The 17,232-nt window shown below is 44.4% G+C and carries 17 protein-coding genes; 14 read left to right on the top strand and 3 right to left on the bottom strand.

Annotated features, from left to right (window positions below):
* From CCU_RS10765 to CCU_RS10815, 12 genes are all read left to right on the top strand, one after another.
* The coding region (locus tag CCU_RS10765; protein ID WP_305803641.1) for a glycoside hydrolase family 2 protein at nucleotides 1–616 on the top strand (616 nt) is incomplete at its 5' end.
* A 79-nt stretch (nucleotides 617–695) separates the two neighbouring features.
* The gene (locus tag CCU_RS10770; RefSeq protein WP_015534672.1) at nucleotides 696–1,163 is read left to right on the top strand and encodes an HAD domain-containing protein; all 468 of its coding nucleotides are present in this window, start codon (nucleotides 696–698) and stop codon (nucleotides 1,161–1,163) included.
* 402 nt (nucleotides 1,164–1,565) lie between these two features.
* Nucleotides 1,566–2,429, top strand: a complete 864-nt coding sequence (locus tag CCU_RS10775; protein ID WP_243440888.1) for a helix-turn-helix domain-containing protein — start codon at nucleotides 1,566–1,568, stop codon at nucleotides 2,427–2,429.
* Nucleotides 2,430–2,527: 98 nt separating this feature from the next.
* Nucleotides 2,528–3,007, top strand: coding sequence for a GNAT family N-acetyltransferase (locus CCU_RS10780; protein WP_015534674.1), 480 nt, complete (start codon nucleotides 2,528–2,530; stop codon nucleotides 3,005–3,007).
* A 129-nt stretch (nucleotides 3,008–3,136) separates the two neighbouring features.
* On the top strand, nucleotides 3,137–3,478 hold the full coding sequence (locus tag CCU_RS14300) for a cytidylate kinase family protein (RefSeq protein ID WP_015534675.1): 342 nt from the start codon (nucleotides 3,137–3,139) through the stop codon (nucleotides 3,476–3,478).
* Nucleotides 3,453–3,707 carry an AAA family ATPase gene (locus tag CCU_RS14305; RefSeq protein ID WP_256364700.1) on the top strand — a complete coding sequence of 85 codons (255 nt, stop codon included), beginning with the start codon at nucleotides 3,453–3,455 and terminating at the stop codon, nucleotides 3,705–3,707. Before CCU_RS14300 ends, CCU_RS14305 begins: the two co-directional genes overlap by 26 nt.
* A gap of 73 nt (nucleotides 3,708–3,780) precedes the next feature.
* Nucleotides 3,781–5,547 (top strand): MutS-related protein, encoded by a 1,767-nt coding sequence (locus CCU_RS10790; RefSeq protein WP_015534676.1) that lies wholly within the window; start codon nucleotides 3,781–3,783, stop codon nucleotides 5,545–5,547.
* Between the two features lie 103 nt (nucleotides 5,548–5,650).
* Nucleotides 5,651–6,370, top strand: coding sequence for a response regulator transcription factor (locus tag CCU_RS10795; RefSeq protein ID WP_015534677.1), 720 nt, complete (start codon nucleotides 5,651–5,653; stop codon nucleotides 6,368–6,370).
* Nucleotides 6,371–6,437: 67 nt separating this feature from the next.
* Nucleotides 6,438–7,655, top strand: coding sequence for a HAMP domain-containing sensor histidine kinase (locus CCU_RS10800; RefSeq protein WP_015534678.1), 1,218 nt, complete (start codon nucleotides 6,438–6,440; stop codon nucleotides 7,653–7,655).
* A 107-nt stretch (nucleotides 7,656–7,762) separates the two neighbouring features.
* On the top strand, nucleotides 7,763–8,524 hold the full coding sequence (locus tag CCU_RS10805) for an ABC transporter ATP-binding protein (protein ID WP_015534679.1): 762 nt from the start codon (nucleotides 7,763–7,765) through the stop codon (nucleotides 8,522–8,524).
* A gap of 11 nt (nucleotides 8,525–8,535) precedes the next feature.
* Nucleotides 8,536–10,992, top strand: a complete 2,457-nt coding sequence (locus CCU_RS10810) for an ABC transporter permease (protein WP_015534680.1) — start codon at nucleotides 8,536–8,538, stop codon at nucleotides 10,990–10,992.
* Nucleotides 10,993–11,051: 59 nt separating this feature from the next.
* On the top strand, nucleotides 11,052–11,630 hold the full coding sequence (locus CCU_RS10815; RefSeq protein ID WP_015534682.1) for a DUF1294 domain-containing protein: 579 nt from the start codon (nucleotides 11,052–11,054) through the stop codon (nucleotides 11,628–11,630).
* Here the strand turns inward: CCU_RS10815 and CCU_RS10820 are convergent.
* Nucleotides 11,617–11,772: a hypothetical protein gene (locus CCU_RS10820; RefSeq protein ID WP_208896176.1), complete on the bottom strand. Its 156-nt coding sequence runs from the start codon at nucleotides 11,770–11,772 to the stop codon at nucleotides 11,617–11,619. The two genes, CCU_RS10815 and CCU_RS10820, sit on opposite strands and share 14 nt — an antisense overlap.
* Nucleotides 11,756–12,136 carry a DUF6512 family protein gene (locus CCU_RS10825; RefSeq protein WP_015534684.1) on the bottom strand — a complete coding sequence of 127 codons (381 nt, stop codon included), beginning with the start codon at nucleotides 12,134–12,136 and terminating at the stop codon, nucleotides 11,756–11,758. The genes CCU_RS10820 and CCU_RS10825 overlap by 17 nt, the downstream gene beginning before the upstream one ends.
* A 171-nt stretch (nucleotides 12,137–12,307) precedes the next feature.
* Here CCU_RS10825 and CCU_RS10830 point away from each other — a divergent pair, with 171 nt between their 5' ends.
* The gene (locus CCU_RS10830) at nucleotides 12,308–13,480 is read left to right on the top strand and encodes an exonuclease SbcCD subunit D (RefSeq protein WP_015534685.1); all 1,173 of its coding nucleotides are present in this window, start codon (nucleotides 12,308–12,310) and stop codon (nucleotides 13,478–13,480) included.
* Nucleotides 13,481–13,567: 87 nt separating this feature from the next.
* Nucleotides 13,568–16,339 (top strand): AAA family ATPase, encoded by a 2,772-nt coding sequence (locus tag CCU_RS10835; RefSeq protein WP_015534686.1) that lies wholly within the window; start codon nucleotides 13,568–13,570, stop codon nucleotides 16,337–16,339.
* 5 nt (nucleotides 16,340–16,344) lie between these two features.
* On the opposite strand, the gene CCU_RS10840 is transcribed toward CCU_RS10835, so the two are convergent.
* On the bottom strand, nucleotides 16,345–16,890 hold the full coding sequence (locus CCU_RS10840) for a type III toxin-antitoxin system ToxN/AbiQ family toxin (protein WP_015534687.1): 546 nt from the start codon (nucleotides 16,888–16,890) through the stop codon (nucleotides 16,345–16,347).
* Between the last annotated feature and the right edge of the window lie 342 nt (nucleotides 16,891–17,232).

Genomic DNA, 17,232 nt, shown 5'->3' on the forward strand with positions numbered 1-17,232 from the left:
CAGTGTGGATTACTGCCAGCGCTTAAAGGCACTTCACTACTATGCAAGACGTTTCTTTGCTCCGATCATGATCTCCTGTGAAGAGGAGGGCATGCTTGGAAGCGGACAGGAGCTGGTGAGACTCCCATTTGAATTCCCGAAGTCCATACGCCTCTGTGTGGCAAATGAAACCATGAACACAGAGAAAATACTTGTGTCCTGGCAGTTGAGGGATGCGTCAGCTCGTGTTCTTGAATCCCACGAGGAGGAGATCACTGCGCCAGCGCTGACGAGCGTATGGCTTGACAAGGTTGAACTTCCTGGTATCGACATTTACCATCAGTATGTGAGCTATCAGGCAAGCATGAAAGGACAGGTAATATCAGAGGGGACTGTCATATTCTCATATCCGAAGTATTTCTGCTACGAGGAGCCTCATTTGCAGGCGACAGTGGATGGCGACTATATCACAGTCAGTGCGGATGCTTATGCGAAGAGTGTGGAGATCCTGAACCAGAATGAGGATCTTATCCTGTCGGATAACTATTTTGACCTGAATGCAGATTCAAAGACTGTAAAGGTTATAAGTGGAAGTGTGGATAAGCTGAGGCTTAGAAGTGTATATGATATAAGTTGATCTTGATAAGAGAGATTTATAAATGGTAAATGCCAGCGCATTATATATGTGCTGGCATTCACAAGAAAGGAGAAGCCATATGAGCTTTGCATTGTTTCTGGACGTAGATGGTGTATTGAATACCCGGACGACAGTTGTGGGGGCACCGAGTGGAAGAACCGGGATAGATGAGTCCAGAGTGAGGCTGCTGAAAAAGGCGTTAAAACAGTTTGGAGATGCGGAGATCGTTTTGACTTCAGATTGGAAGCTTATGAGAGAAGACGGGGATGACTTCTCATATCTTGTATCTATGCTGGGAAAATTTGGACTAAGCCTGTCTGGAAAGACAACCGATGTCTGGGTTGGCAGAGGAGAGGGCATTCAGAGCTATCTGGCGGAACATCCCGAGATAGATGAATACGTGATACTGGATGACAATACATTTGATTTCGCAAATTATCCTAAGCTTTGGGAACGGCTGTTGCTTACCAATGGCATAGAAAATACCGAATATGCTTCAAAGACACCGGCGATTGAGGCAATGCTTTTTCTGGAGGCTATCTCTTAGTTTCTTCCCACTCTCCTTCTGTGATCTCTATGTCATTCAGGCATACTGGGAGATGTATGGCTTTGTTGAGCTCGTATACCTTCTCGAATTCATCCATTTTCCGATTATAGTAAGTCTGGTATCAGCGACAGCCACAGCTATCGAGTAGCTAGGCAGATGTACTTCATAATTTTCAAGCTTCACATCTGTAATCCCTTTCATTTGATGCATACGTATTTGTAATTTCTAAAAGACATAAAAAAGGCGCACTGCCCCATTGGGAGCTTGTGCGCCTTTGTACAATCACTCATTTGCTGAGAACAGTATAGCACAGTGGTAGTGAAAAGCAAACCTTAGATATTGCAGTAAAGGTTGATATATGATACAATGTCCGAAAAGTCGGAAGAAACAGGGGGACATATTTTGAAGGTATATGAGAAGATATTTGCAAGGCTTGATGATCTGAGTATGAGCCAGTCAGAGCTTTCGAGGCGAACGGGGATTTCCACCAGCACTATAAATGACTGGAAAAAGAAGAAGATCAATCCACAGGCTGATAAGCTGGTTGTTATCTGTAAGGCACTTGGCATGTCATTGGCAGAGCTGCTTGGAGAAGACGGGGCTGAGAGCAGTGGCACAGATTACAGTGCCGAGGAGAAATATCTGGTGGAGTGTTATCGCAGATCGGATAATTATGTGAGAAAGCATATGCTCAGATATATGGAGCTTATTGACAAGACAGAGACGAAAGAGACCAGGACACCACAGAGAAAAGTTGCCGTTATACAGGATGTGGATGGGAATAATATTGTGGTTATCAATGATATTATTTTTAAGGGAAAACGTTCTATAACATGGCCCGATGTTGAGGAATATCTGCGCCAGTATGTGGGAGAGTTCTATTCTATAGCAGAGACTGGAGATATAGTTTATATCGGTACGGATTTGCCAGACGAATATGCAGGATCTAATTACACAAAACATATAAAAGGGGCAGTGGCAAAAGCAAAGGCAAATGCGGCTCAGGCAATTCCAGAGATCATTGAAATAGCAACATCCAAAACGGCGGAAGAAAATAAAAAAGAGAAACATAGCCGTAATGCTAAAAATGGATGGTATAGATATGATACCAGATTTGCGTTACCGGTTTACGATGAAAGTGGTGAGGTTGAGCGGTACAATGTGTTTAGTGCAAGATTATTGATCAGACATGCCGCTTCCGGGAAAATGTATCTGTACGATGTTTTAGAAATAAAAAAAGAAACGAGCAAGCCTTGTCAGGTATAAACCCTACCCAGTAGAAAACCCATTTCTTAATGGAATAAGAATAAAACATGCTACAGGAAAAGTCAACAGTTATATTATGGAAAGGACATAGATGACATATGAAGATAATAAATGCAACACCAGAAGACAAAGAAGAACTGCTCTCACTTTATCACGCCATGATAGGTGGACCGTGTGAGTGGAGCGAGAATTATCCTGACGAGAATACCATAGCATTTGACCTGAAGAACGAGGATCTGTTTGTTATGAAGAATGACAAAAAAGAGATTGTAGCCACAATATCCATAGATCACGACGATGCTGTTGAGGCACTTACGTGCTGGAGAGCAGATCTGGCTCCATCGGGAGAACTTTCAAGGCTGTGCGTCAGGAAGGATATGCAGGGACAGGGAATTGCGAAGACTATGATGAACTATGCCTGTGATGTCCTGAAAAGCAGAGGCATGAAGGGCGTTCATATACTTGTCAGAGAAGGACATGTGGTGGCGCTTTCGACATACGCCAAGATTGGTTTTGAAACGGTTGGAGAGTGTGATCTTTTTGATAAGCATTTCGTATGTATGGAACGGGGATTCTAAAGAGGTAGATATTGCAAGTTATAGGATGCAGCTGCAGCTATATTGTAATATAATGGGGGTGTATTGTTTGATGAGTTATAGAGATGAGACATTTCTATTATATAAGAATGACGAGTGGAGGTGCACAGAATGATAATTACAATAGGCAGAGAGTGTGGATGTGACGGCGATGAGGTGGCGGCAAGACTTGCCTCAAAATATGGTATAGCCTGTTACACAAAGAAAGAGATAATAAGGCTGGCAAAGGAGAAGGGTGTGTATGACAAATATCCGTTTTTCTTTGGAGAGAAGGCTATAGATTCTATGATGCAGTCGGTGTCAGATGACTTTGTCGTGAAGAGAAGAAAGACCCCGGAGGATGTACTTGAGAGATTGCTTGACGGACAGGATGGCGTTGTAGTGGGAAGAGCCTCGGACTTTGCATTCAAGAACAGGAACGGATGCAGTGAGAATATTCCTGTGCGGAGATAAAGACAGCAGAATAAAGAGGATAATGGACAAGCATGGCATATCAGAATCAAAGGCAAAGAGTCTTGTGGAGGAGACTGATGCCAAGCGAAGAAGCTATCATGACTATTACTCAGGAGAGAACTGGGGATATTCAGGACATTATGACCTGTGCCTTGATGAGGCGAAGCTCGGCGTGGACGGCGTCGTGGAGATGGTTTCAGCGTATATGAAGGTGATAGGCAGAAATTAGAATTGAGCTTGGCGGAAGATATATGGTATGAGCTGGATTGACAGGCTTTAGGCATTACTTGAAAGGTGTAGATATGGGGAAAAATACAACAGGAAAATACAGTCTTCTGGTACCGGATGGTGAGTATTCATTTAGGGTACTGAGCCCTGTGGTCATGCATGACCTTGGGCTTGATATGATATGCAGACAACTGTCGGCAAATGAGTCTGAACAGAATTATATAATGGGAGTTATGTCACGGATATATGCAGATCCATCTGTTACAAAGTACAGAGGTGGTGTGTTTGACGACATAATTGGAAATAAAAAACTCAGAGACGACATGATGGAGATTCTTGGGAAGATAAGCTTTCTCAAGGATTACGGCAGCTTTAAACGCGATTATGATGAGAATTCAGGTATATGGGATCTTATGCACAGACTTGATGAGATAGACGATTACATAGAATGCGTAGATTCGTTATATTCCTGCCTGAAGGATAAAAACTTGCATTCCGAGGGATTTACAGGTCTTAAGGAGTATGTTCAGAATATATATGAGGACAACGGTTTCAGTGAGTTGAAGAAGGACATATCAGAGCTGAAAAAGGTGAGTGGTGAGGTTCGAAGTATAACTATAGGAATTAATCTGAACAGCAGATATGAGGCTGATGGCGTTGGCTTGATATCTGTAAATAGTAAGCAATTTACGAGGGGCGGTGTGCTGAGCAATTTCTACGGTCATTTGATGTCCAGAGATAAGATAAGTGACAACCTCGACGCTAAGAGTGACTTCAGATTTCAGCCGTTAGATGCGGTAAATGAAGCATTATCCAAATTTCAGCAGGAACTTCAGGGAAGAGTGGTAACTGGAGGTGCAAATAACTTGGCGGCAGGAATGGTTGGTATTCCTGATTCTGACAAATCCAAAGATATTACGCGGTATACAGACAGGGTAGTCACCAAGCTCATAACAAGAATTGTCAAGAGGATGAGGGAGACGTTAAATAAGTATGTGTCGATTACTATAACTGATATGACGGATCTCATACCTGAGCTCACTTACTATATAAGATGGGCTGAGTACATAGAAAAACTGCAGAAACGCGGCGCAGCATTTTCCAAGGCAAAGGTTGTGAACTCTGCATATCAGCCGAATGCAGATATTTCCGAGGAGGACGATTCAAAGAGCAGATATTATATGAAGGCTCGTGGCATATACAATATCAAGCTTGCGGCATTTGACACGGAGGAGTCGGAGCACATAGTGACCAATGATCTGGACTTTGACAGCGAGCACAGAGTGTATATTCTGACAGGAGCAAATAGGGGTGGAAAGACGACCATAACACAGACGATAGGTCAGCTTTTTGTACTGGCTCAGGGTGGTATATATATCCCAGGTGATGAATTTGAATTTGCTCCAGTGGACTGCGTATTTACACATTTCCCTGCTGACGAAGACAAGACCCTGGATCTTGGAAGACTTGGTGAGGAGTGCAAGAGATTCAGGGAGATATTTGACGGTGCGAATGATCGCAGTCTCATACTTCTCAATGAGACATTTTCAACCACATCATTTGAGGAGGGCTATTATATAGCCAGGGATTCCGTGAGAGCTATTCTGACAAAGGGAACGAGAACGATATACAACACGCATATGCATAAGCTGGGCTTTGATGTGGATGAGATGAATGAAGGGCGTACAGAGGGCAAGGTATATTCGCTGATCGTACACAACGAGGGCTCACAAAGATCTTACAAGATCGAGATAGCGCCACCTGCTGGTAAATCATATGCCAGTGACATAGCGGAGAAGTATGGTGTTACATATGACATGCTGGTGAATAAAGAAAAATAGTTGGCTGTATGCACTGCTTGTGGATGATATTACAGACGATATGTGGGCAGTTTAGAGTCATATAATATGAATTGTCTACAGTGAAGACATTGGAGGGTATAGGATGACAGAAAAGCATACAGACAAGAGAACAATACTTATAGTGGATGATGACGCTGATCTGTCTATGCTGATACAGGATATGCTGGAGGACAACGGCTATGCTTTTCTGTACGCAGCCAGCATAGACGATGCATATGAAGTGCTGACAGATAACAAATGTGATCTCATACTTCTGGATATCAATCTTCCCGATGGTACAGGTTTCTCATTCTGTAAAGAACTCAGGCATACTTCGCAGGTGCCAATCATATTTGCAAGTGCAAGGACGAGTGAGGATGACAAGGTGAATGGCCTTGATATGGGTGGAGATGACTATATCGCAAAGCCGTATTCACTGAAAGAGCTTATGTCTCGTATCCGTTCGATACTCAGGAGAACTTATGGTGTTGATGACAATAAGTCTGAGATGTTGACCCTGAACACAGACGGGAACGAGATAGAGATCAACAGGCACGCACGGACTGTGAACAGAAACAAAAGTAATGTGGATATGAAGCCGAAGGAATTTGACCTGCTTGTATACATGGCGGAGAACAGAGGCAGGGTATTGACCAAGGAACAGATCATGAGTGCCGTGTGGGGGCTGTACAGCGATGTGGAGCCATCCACGGTTGCGGTGCATGTAAGGTGGCTCAGGGAAAAGCTTGAGACAGATCCTTCACATCCGCAGCTTATCCGTACGGTATGGGGAACGGGATATGTGCTGGGAGATAGTGAATAGACAAAGACAGTGAGAATAATATGAGCTTGTAAGGTGGATGTCCACTTGGCAGCTATAGGGAGTTTATATGAAGCGACATTCAGTAAGAAGCAATATAATAAAAATGCTGATCGTGTTCATGTGCGCTATAACCATAGTTTTTGGCTGGCTGTTCTACAGGGAGAAGCAGGACGAGACACGGCGGATAAAAGATGATGAATATGGGCAGTATATAGTGGAACTGAATGAAGTGAAACAACTGTATGATTCGGGATCCACAGATGCTGACGAAAAGCTTGACGCTGTAATGAATGAACTCAGGGAACAAAAGCTAGATACCGGCAAGCCAGGACTTAGAAATATAGTGATCATGTATATCGTTGTCCTGTGTGTTGTGATTGTATTATTCCTGTACATATACGTGTGTGTTCTCAGGCCATTTGACGAGTTGGAGGATTATGCATCACATCTGGCAGCAGGGGATATGGACACCGAACTTAAGTACAGACGGGTAAATATGTTCGGAAGCTTCACGTGGGCATTTGACCATATGAGAACGGAGATAGTGCATGCAAGGCGTAGAGAGCAGGAAGCGATAGAGAACAACAAGACAGTTATAGCCACGCTGTCACATGATATAAAGACTCCGATCGCATCCATAAGAGGATATGCGGAGGCATTGGTCATGAATATGGATGCCACCCAGGAGCGCAGGGAGAGGTATGCGTCGGTCATCATGAAGAAATGTGATGAGGTGACGTCCATAACGAATGACATGTTTATTCATTCTTTGCATGATCTGGACAGACTGGTGGTGAAGAGTGATAAGGTTGAGATAAAACCTCTGCTGGAACAGATCCTGTCAGATATAGGACTTGGTATGAATATCGTGGTGAATGGAGATATAACCGAGGCAGTGCTTGAGCATTCAGATTCGGGAAGAGTGGTTCAGGTGATAGAAAATATACTATCAAATGCCTCTAAGTATGCCAGAGACACGGAGATAAGTATTGTTACGGAATGTATATCGCCCGAAAAACTTCCAAGGAATGTCCATGTGAGCGGCGCTGATATGGTATACAGTCTGTCCATAAAGGATCATGGAACAGGAATTCCGGATAAGGATATGCCGTTCATATATGAGAAGTTTTATCGAGGGGAAAACTCCGGTGATGAACCTGGAGCGGGCCTTGGACTATTTATTGTCCATTATCTCATGGACAGAATGGGCGGAGATGTGGAACTTGTAAATCATGCTGATGGCCTGGAGGCAGTGTTATATTTTGCAGCAAAAAATGTTTGTTAAGGACTTGTTAATAAATAGGGTGATATGGTTGTAGCACGGTGGCGAGGTGAAGATCTGTAGAGGATGTCTGAATGCCCCCGTGCTACAACTATAAAAAGGAGAGAAAAATGGCAGATATAATACTTCAGGCAAGAGACCTTTGCAAAAGCTTTTCCAGTGAGGGTGTGCAGAATCATGTGCTCAACAACATGGATCTGGATATCTATAAGGGAGATTTTACAGTCATCATGGGAGCGTCAGGCTCGGGAAAATCCACACTGCTTTACAGTCTGTCCGGGATGGACAGACCGACTTCGGGAAAGGTCATATATGATGGCGAGGATATAACAGAATATAATGAGAAGCGCATGGCAGAACTCAGGGTGTATGAGTTTGGATTTGTGTTTCAGCAGATACATCTTGTTAGTAACCTCAGCATTAGAGAGAACATACTTGTGCCGGGGTATATGAATAAGGATACGAGAACAAAAGAGACTGAAAACAGGGCTGATGAACTCATAAAAAAGATGAATATAGAAAGTGCTGCTGACCGACTTCCTGCACAGGTGTCCGGCGGAGAGGCACAGAGGGGCGCTATTGCCAGAGCGGTCATCAACAGTCCGGGTATCCTTTTCGCGGATGAGCCGACAGGCGCATTAAACCGCAGAAATACCCAGGATGTGCTGGACCTTCTCACCGAGCTTAACGTGGAGGGACAGAGCATACTCATGGTTACCCACGATGTGAGGGCTGCTATCAGGGCGAACAGGATCATCTACATAGAGGACGGAAGGATCATAGGTGAGCTGAAGCTGTCACAGTATATTGAAGAAGATCGCAAGAGCCGTGAGAGCCAGATAGATGCATGGCTTGGTTCAATGCAGTGGTAGGAGGTGCCGGGATGAGATATATTATGATGGTGCTTCGAGGAAATATGAGAAGAAACAAGGGCGTGCATATAAGTGTGTTCGTGCTCATGCTTATCATTTCTCTGGCATTCTGTTCAGTGCTTTCTTACTACACGAATTCCATAAGGCATGATTCGGAAGCTATGGAAGAGGTTGGTTATGGAGGTATGCTTGCCGCACTTTATGGGGAGAACAGGCTGGATGCCTATGGAACAAGTGCAGACAAGATAATAAAGAATATTGGCAAATGTGATGCGGTGCAGGAAGTGAAAGCAGCAGATGTTGTATATCTGCTGCTTAAGGACTGCAATGGAAAAGGCGGAAACAGCAGCTTCGTTTTGAATGATACAGACAGCGTGCTCACATATGATCAGTATGATGTGGATAACAAAATGACAGATCGCCGGCTTGAAAAAGGTGAGGTAAGTGTGCCGTTCAGTTTCATAGGTATGTATGACTGCAAGATTGGTGATACAGTCGAGCTGGGCAATGATAACGGTTCTTATACCTTCAAAGTTGCGTCATTTTTCGAGGATCCATATATGGGATCTTCGGTCATGGGAATAAAGACGATATTGATCTCAGATGAGGATTTTGCGGATCTCAAGGCAAAGGCTGCGGAAGATAATAGAAGCGGACTGGAAGATGACAAGAGATCCTTTGAATTGTCAAAGCTTATCATAATAGATAAAAAGCCGGGCCTGGACCTTACGGAGATGGAGTTTGAGAGAGAACTGAATAATGTGAGTGATTTCGAGTCATATTGCTGGATAACTTTATCAAAGGAGCAGGCGGGAAGTTACATGCTTCTTATGACAAAGGTATTCTCTGCGGTGCTGCTTATATTTGTTGTGCTGCTTCTGGTGGCGGCTATGATAGTTCTAGGACACAACATCGGCAGCAGCATAGAGATGGATTTTGTTAACATAGGAATACTCAAAGCGGTCGGAATGACAAATGCATCGGTGAAGCTGTCATTGCTTGCCGGGTATATGTGCACTGTGGCGGCTGGACTGTTTGCTGGAATACCACTGGCCATTCCGATACTAAAAATTATAAATAGTTCCACAAGATCTTCTTCAGGACTTGAAGTTCCGTCTGATATTAATGTAGGACTTGTGCTGTGTGTCATATTGGCGATACTGCTTCTGGTAGCAGCATTTATCATGTTGAAGACAAGGAGAATATCCGAGGCCACACCTATAAAGGCAATAAGAGGTGGACGGGACAGTGTGCATTTCTCAAGCGTTCTGAAGCTTCCGGTCTCAGGCAAGAAACTTGGTGTGAGTCTTGCATACAGACAGTTTATATCTGAGAAGAAACAGTATGCCGCAGCCATCATAGTGACTGCTATACTTGCCATGTTCATGATACTTATGAATGATATGATGCGCTGGTTTAATTCACAGAATATGCTGGTGGATATGTTTTCAGTCACGAAGTATGACCTGACTGCTTCGTTTGTCGATGAGGATACGCAGAAGGATATAGAGAATGTTATATCAGAACACACAGCGTATAGAAAATATCAAATGTCCAGCGAGTACCTTCTGTTCGATGATGTGCAGATGTATTGTTATATAGTGGAGGACCCTGATATGATCAACACGATAAGAAAGGGAAGAACCTGCACATATGACAATGAAGTGCTGATAACCCAGTATGTGGCTGATGGATTTCACATGAACGTAGGTGACACAGTCACAGTCAAGCGCGGCGGCGTGGCAAGGAAGATGGTGATCTCCGGCATATACGATTCGGCAAATGATATGGGCAAGAACTTTGCAATTAGTAAGGCTGCATATAGTAAGTTTGCCAGCGAAGAGACCGTAAGTGAGTCTGGTGTCAGTGGAGCTGCCAAAAGCAGTTCAGATGAGGAGGAATGGAGCGGCAAAGGAATATGTTATGATCTTGACAATACTGATGAATGTGATGCGATAATCCAGGAGATAGATAAGAGATATGGCGATAATCAGGGCATCACGTATTCAATACATTCAGCAAAGGATGATTTTGAAGAAGTGGCGGGTACAGTCAACATTGCAATACAGGGACTCACATTGCTCACATATATGTTAGGGGCTGTATTCGTGATAGTCACGGTCATAATCGTGTGTGGCAAGGTTCTCATGCGTGAGCAGAAGGATATCGGAATATACAAGGCACTTGGATTTACATCCTTCAGACTCAGATGCCAGCTTGCGGTTCGCTTTATCGTGACGGCAGTTGTGGGTTCGCTGCTTGGTATAGTTCTGGCACTTATCGTCAGCAAGCCATTCTTCAAGGCAGGATTTGAATCATTTGGAATATACAGTTTTAATTTAAGTACAAGCGTGATATCACTGGTTATACCATTGGTATTTATGAGCGTGTTATTCTCTGTGGTAGCATTTATCAGAGCGGGGAACATCAGAAAGGTTCAGCCGCAGGTGCTCATCGCAGATCAGTAGAAGTATATAGGAGAGTGGAACTATGTATACAATGTCAGTAGACAAGGTGGGTATATATAATGGATAAGTTGATCATATATCTGATATGTATAAATATACTAGGAGCTGTCCTTGATGGAGTGACGGCTGCGAGACGCAGGAGAACAAGCCATAAGGCGCTCAGTGTTCTGCTGGGGATCATAGCCATTGCCGGTGGTGCCCCTGGCATGATAATAGCATTTGCGTTGTGTGACAGGACGGCCTCCAAGACGAATATGATGCTGAGAGTGTTCACTGTGTGCGTGTGTGTGATAGAACTTGCGGTGTTCATGACGTGGAAGCTCAGACCTGTGGGCAAATGGAGCTTTGCATTCTGGGATGTGTTTGTGGAATACAGATGGACACTTTGGTTCGTTGCGGCAGTGAGTGTTGTAACATTTGTCATGTTCGGAATTGACAAATACAGAGCGGTCAAGGGAGGATACAGGATCCCCATAGCGGTCCTTCTCGGCATGGCATTTGCCGGTGGAAGTATCGGTGCTCTGCTTGGAATGGTGGTGTTCAGGCATAAGATAAGGAAGAATTATTTCTCGGTTGGAGTGCCACTTATACTTGTAATGCAGGTGGTGCTTTTGATGTGTGTGGTTAATCTGCTGTAGGATCCGAAAATATCCCAAGTTCAGGCGGATAGTTGGTAAATGCAAAGAATGCAACCGCGAGAATAGCCAGGATGGTCATGGCAACGTAGTCATTTATGCACATTTGCTTAGATTCTAATCTGTTCTCAGCCCTCAATGCCATACATAACACCGGCGAAATAAAGTGCGATATTCAGAAACTCATAATTCCTGCCCAGTACACCGTTTAGAGTGTAGAAACCGACCACAATGAATGCCATACCTGACAGGATACCGACAGTCCTTGCTGGAAGATAATGTTCCGGCAGGGGCTTATCTTTTATATGAGCCCAGAGAAATTCAATCATTGTCAGCAGGAGCATTGGAAAGAATATAAGTTTCAGGTGTTCCCAGGTTGACTCGTTCACTGCCGAGAATAGTCCGACAGCGGGATTGTCATTTGACCACTCGTAGGTGAAATGCAGCAGCACTCCGAGGATCGATATGAAGAAAAAACGAAAAAAATTGAGTTTGTTAGTAGTTGCCATAGAGAGTTCTCCGATGAAAACTAGTGCTATATTACATAGTATATGACGAATATGGTATTTCATGTAGCGGAGAAACCGAAATCAACGAAATTAAGATAAACATAATTGGGATATATTGTCGGTGATGTTATAATTATTTCAACGAATGTTTTGTTTAAAGGGGAAGTGTATATGCGTTTGATCCATTTATCTGATCTTCACATAGGAAAGCGTGTAAATGAATTTTCTATGTTGGAGGATCAGGAGTATATATTAAAAGAAATATTGGGCATCATCGATGATGAGCAGCCGGATGGAGTCATCATAGCCGGGGATGTATATGATAAGTCTGTGCCGAGCGAGGAGGCGGTGAAACTGCTGGACAGCTTCCTGACTTCGCTTGCAAAGAGAAAGCTGCAGGTATATATCATCAGCGGCAACCATGATTCGGCGGCCAAGCTGGCATTTGCATCAAGTCTGATTGATCTCAGTGGAATCCATATATCGCCGGTATATGATTCGGCACAGATAGCCATGATGGGAGATGGGCTGGTCAGACCATATAAGCTGGAGGATGGAAAAGGACAGATGGCGAACATATACATGCTGCCATTTGTGAAGCCGGCAATGGTCAGAGCGGTATTCCCTGATGAGGCGGATTATATAAAGGATTACACGGATGCCTGCCGTGTGGCGGTGGAGCACATGGATGTTGATGAGAAGGTTACAAATATCCTTGTGGCCCACCAGTTCGTGACCGGGGCTGTGCGCTCGGAGTCGGAGGAGAATGTGGGCGGTCTGGACAATGTGGATGTGTCGGTATTCGACTCATTTGACTATGTGGCGCTGGGGCATATACATGGGCCGCAGAAGGTGGGCAGGGAGACTGTCAGATACTGTGGAACACCGCTTAAGTATTCTCTTTCGGAGGCTAACCACACCAAATCGGTGACAGTTGTTGACATCCCTGAGAACAAGAAAATAGAGATAAGGACTGTTCCGCTTGTTCCGATGCATGAGCTGCGCGAGGTAAAGGGAACATTTGACGAGCTGATGGACAGGCGAAACTATGAGGGGACGGCTGTGGATGATTATCTGTATGTGGTTCTCACGGACGAGGATGACGTGCCGGATGCTTTGGGAAAACTCAGAACGGTCTATCCAAATGTGATGAAGCTTGGATACGACAACACCAGAACCCGTGTGACACAGACGATAGACGATGGCGCTGTGCTTGAAGGGAAAAAGCCTATAGATCTGTTTGGAGAGTTGTATGAGAAGCAGAACAACAAGGAAATGAGCGATGAACAGAGGAGTTTTGTTCAGGATATTATAGACTCTATATGGAAGGAGGAGCGCTTATGAGCGAAGCGAATAACTCAAATGCGCTCCGACGACCTGCCACGCTCGCGGAGGCGAGAGGGGCGATACATTGTGAAAGGAGGCCTGGTGATGAGACCCATAAATCTTACGATGTCGGCATTTGGACCATATGCGGGAGTCCAGATGCTTGACATGGCCCAGCTTGGGGCTGAAGGCTTGTATCTTGTGACTGGGGATACAGGTGCGGGAAAGACCACGATATTCGATGCCATCTGTTATGCGCTGTATGATGAGCCGAGCGGAGCGAGCCGTGATGCGAGGATGATGAGATCAACGTATGCCGATGTGGACACAGATACCTACGTTGAACTGACATTTGATCATATGGGGAAGACTTACAGAGTTAAAAGAAATCCTTCCTATGAGAGACGTAAGAAAAAAGGTGAAGGAACTACCCTGCAGGATGCGGCTGCAGAATTGTATCTGCCGGATGACTCGGTCATCTCCAACAGAACGAAGGTAAATTCATATCTTCAGGAATTGTTGGGTGTGGACAGAGAGCAGTTTTCGCAGATATCCATGCTTGCCCAGGGCGAGTTCAAGGAACTGTTGGTGGCGGAGTCCGGGGACAGACAGAAGATATTCAGCAAGCTTTTTCACACATCAAGGTATTTTGTTCTGCAGAAGCGTCTTCAGGATGAGACGAGAAAGCTTCAGAGTGAACGGGACGATATGAAGAAGAGTATAGAGCAGTATATATCCGGGATAGTCTGCGGAGAGGATGACCCTTTTGGGCTCAGTGTCCAAAAAGCGAAGGACGGCCAGATGCCAATTGATGAGGTGATCAAACTCATCGGAAAGCTTATTGTAACGGAGAAGGCAAGAACGGATTCATATGAGAAGCAGATCGGTACACTTGAGACCCGGGTCGGGGAACTTGACACGCTGATAGGCAAGGCACAGCAGACAGAGAAAGCCAGAGTGCAGCTTGAAAAGACACATTTGGAGCTTGCAAATGTACAGAATGACAGAACTACTGCTGAGACAGAGCTAAACAGGACAAAGGAAGCGCTCCCAGAGACGGAAGAGCTCCAAAGGCAGGCAGCAGTTATAAATAACGAGCTTCCAAACTATGAGAAACTGGACGAGAAGCGAAAAAATATTGCAGACGAGGAACAGCTCCTGCAAAGGCAAAATGAACAGGCCGAGAAGGGCAGAATGCTTGTGACAGACAAACAGAAGAGCATAGAAAAGCTGAGGCAGGAGCAGACACAGCTTGCGGATGCGGGGGAGAAAATAGTTGCAATCACGGCATCGAGGGAGAAGATGGCTGACGCTGTTGACTATCTGAATGGCATAAGCAGACTGCTCATGGAATACAGCAGAAGAAAGCAGGCGGTGGACAAAGCACAGAAGCAGTATCTGTTTGATAATGAGATGTATACCAGAAAGCAGGATATGTATGAGCATATGAGCACGCTCTACAGGAATGCCCAGGCGGGGATCCTAGCAAAGGATCTGAAGGAGGGACAGGCGTGCCCTGTGTGCGGTGCGACGGAGCACAAACTCCTTGCATCGCTGCCAAAGGAGGCTCCGACAGATGCACAGTTAGATGATGCGAAGAAGGATGCTGACAAAGCCCGCGACAGGGCAAATGCCAGTGCTACGGATGCAAAGGTAAAGCTTGCCAGCGTCATGGAGATCAGAAACAGCATTATTGAGCAGGCTGGAAGGAAATTTGACGATCCGGAGGATATAGATGTTCTGCCGGAAAAGGTTGAGAAGAATATTGGATACTATAATGAGAAGATTGCGGAGACTGACAGACAGATTGAGGCTGAACGCAAAAGGGTCAGCAGAAGGGATGAGCTTGCTGCAAAACTTCCTCAGGAAGAAGAAACATTTGCCGGGATGCAGGTTAAGCTGGCGGAGCTTGAGAGAAATATATCGGCGCTCACGGCAAAGGTTGTCTCAGACAGAGAACAGGCGACAGAACTGGCCGCGGGGCTCAGATTCAGGAATCGGAGTGAGGCGGAAACGCAGATGAACGAGATTCTTGGCAGAGCAAAGAAATTGCAGGATTCATTTGACGTCTCTGAGAAGAAATATAATGCTGTGATCCAGGATATTAAGACGCTGGAGGGGCAGATAAAGGCTCTGACAGACACGCTGGAGTCAGCAGAGAAGCTTGAACTTGCCAAGCTTGAGGAAGATAAAAACGCAGCAAGAGATGAGCTGGGAAGGATCAGACTTCTCATGCAGGATGGAAACAGCCGCATCCGTGCAAATGAAACGGCGATGGCGAATATCGGCAGAAAGTCCGATGAGCTTTTGGCAAAAGAAAAGGAATACGTCAGTGTGAAGTCGCTCTATGACACTGCCTCAGGGAATGTATCCGGCAAGAATAAGATAAACCTAGAGGCATACATACAGATGTCGTATTTTGACAGGATAATTCAGCGTGCAAATCTGAGATTTCTGAAGATGTCAGACGGTCAGTATGAACTGGGGCGTGTGACGGACAGCAGTGACAGGCGAAGCCAGATCGGCCTTGACCTCTGTGTTGTGGATCATTACAACGGCAGCAGACGAGACGTTAAGTCTCTTTCTGGGGGCGAGTCATTCATGGCTTCACTTTCCCTTGCGCTTGGACTTTCCGATGAGGTGCAGGCCTCGGCTGGCGGAATTCAGATAGATACCATGTTTGTGGATGAGGGCTTTGGATCCCTTGATACAGAAAAGACTCTGCCACAGGCATACAAAGCGCTGGTCAGCGTGACCGAGGGACGCAAGCTGGTGGGAATAATATCGCACGTGACTGAACTCAAGGAGAAGATTGACAAGCAGATCGTGGTGGAAAAGGACAGAACCGGCAGGGCGAAGGCGAGGCTGGTGGTGTAGGGATTTTAGTCATCTGAGTATTTAGATAAAATTTGCTCAAGTTTATTAAAGTCTACACATCTTTTTGTAAGGTTGCGATTTTTGTCGGGAAAATCAGTTATGAGAGAGTAGACTTTATTGGCTTTGTTGATTATAGTATCGGAATGATCCCGACACCAGGATAATTGTTTCTGAATAAGAATCTTTCGTTTTGTTTTATCTGGGGTATCGTGAGGGTTTAATTTCAGATTGACCTTAGATATAATTGAGTTGTTAACTGGAATCATATTGTTTAGATTGAGAATTCCTATGATTTTAGAAGAATACTCAGGATGCCTGCTGTTGTGGTCAAATATTTTGATGAAATCAATCTGGCTTTTCATATTTTCAAATTTCTTTTTTGGTGAGGTAAGGGGGATGCAATATTTCTGACCACCTATAAGAATGATTATTCCAAGAAATGGTCGATTCTCCTTACCTACCTGAGGGGAGACTGACATTACGTTGTCATCTGCACGAGACAGATTTCTTATGTATTTTAAATCAATATAGTAAAAATTTAGGATATCCATTATCGCCTTTCTGAGAATATAAAAGAGCTGTGCTAAAATGCACAGCTCTTAAAAACCTTTTTGCATGGTAGGGCTCCCATAAAATTGTTCCATTTTGTATGGCAGAACATCCATATTAAAATTGTTCATTTGTTTTATATGGTAGAACACCCATCTCTTAAAGTTCCCATTTCGCATGGTAAGGTTACCATAATCATATCATACAAGAATTCTAACATTCAATAATGTTAGTGTCAATTAGAGCTGACTTATTTAGTAACTTATAGTGATCTGAGAATATCCTAAAAAGTGATCAATATCAAGTGCAATTACTGATATTTTATAAAACGTTTATAAAAGTAT

This window comes from Coprococcus sp. ART55/1, assembly GCF_000210595.1.
Taxonomy (GTDB): Bacteria; Bacillota; Clostridia; order Lachnospirales; family Lachnospiraceae; genus Coprococcus; species Coprococcus aceti.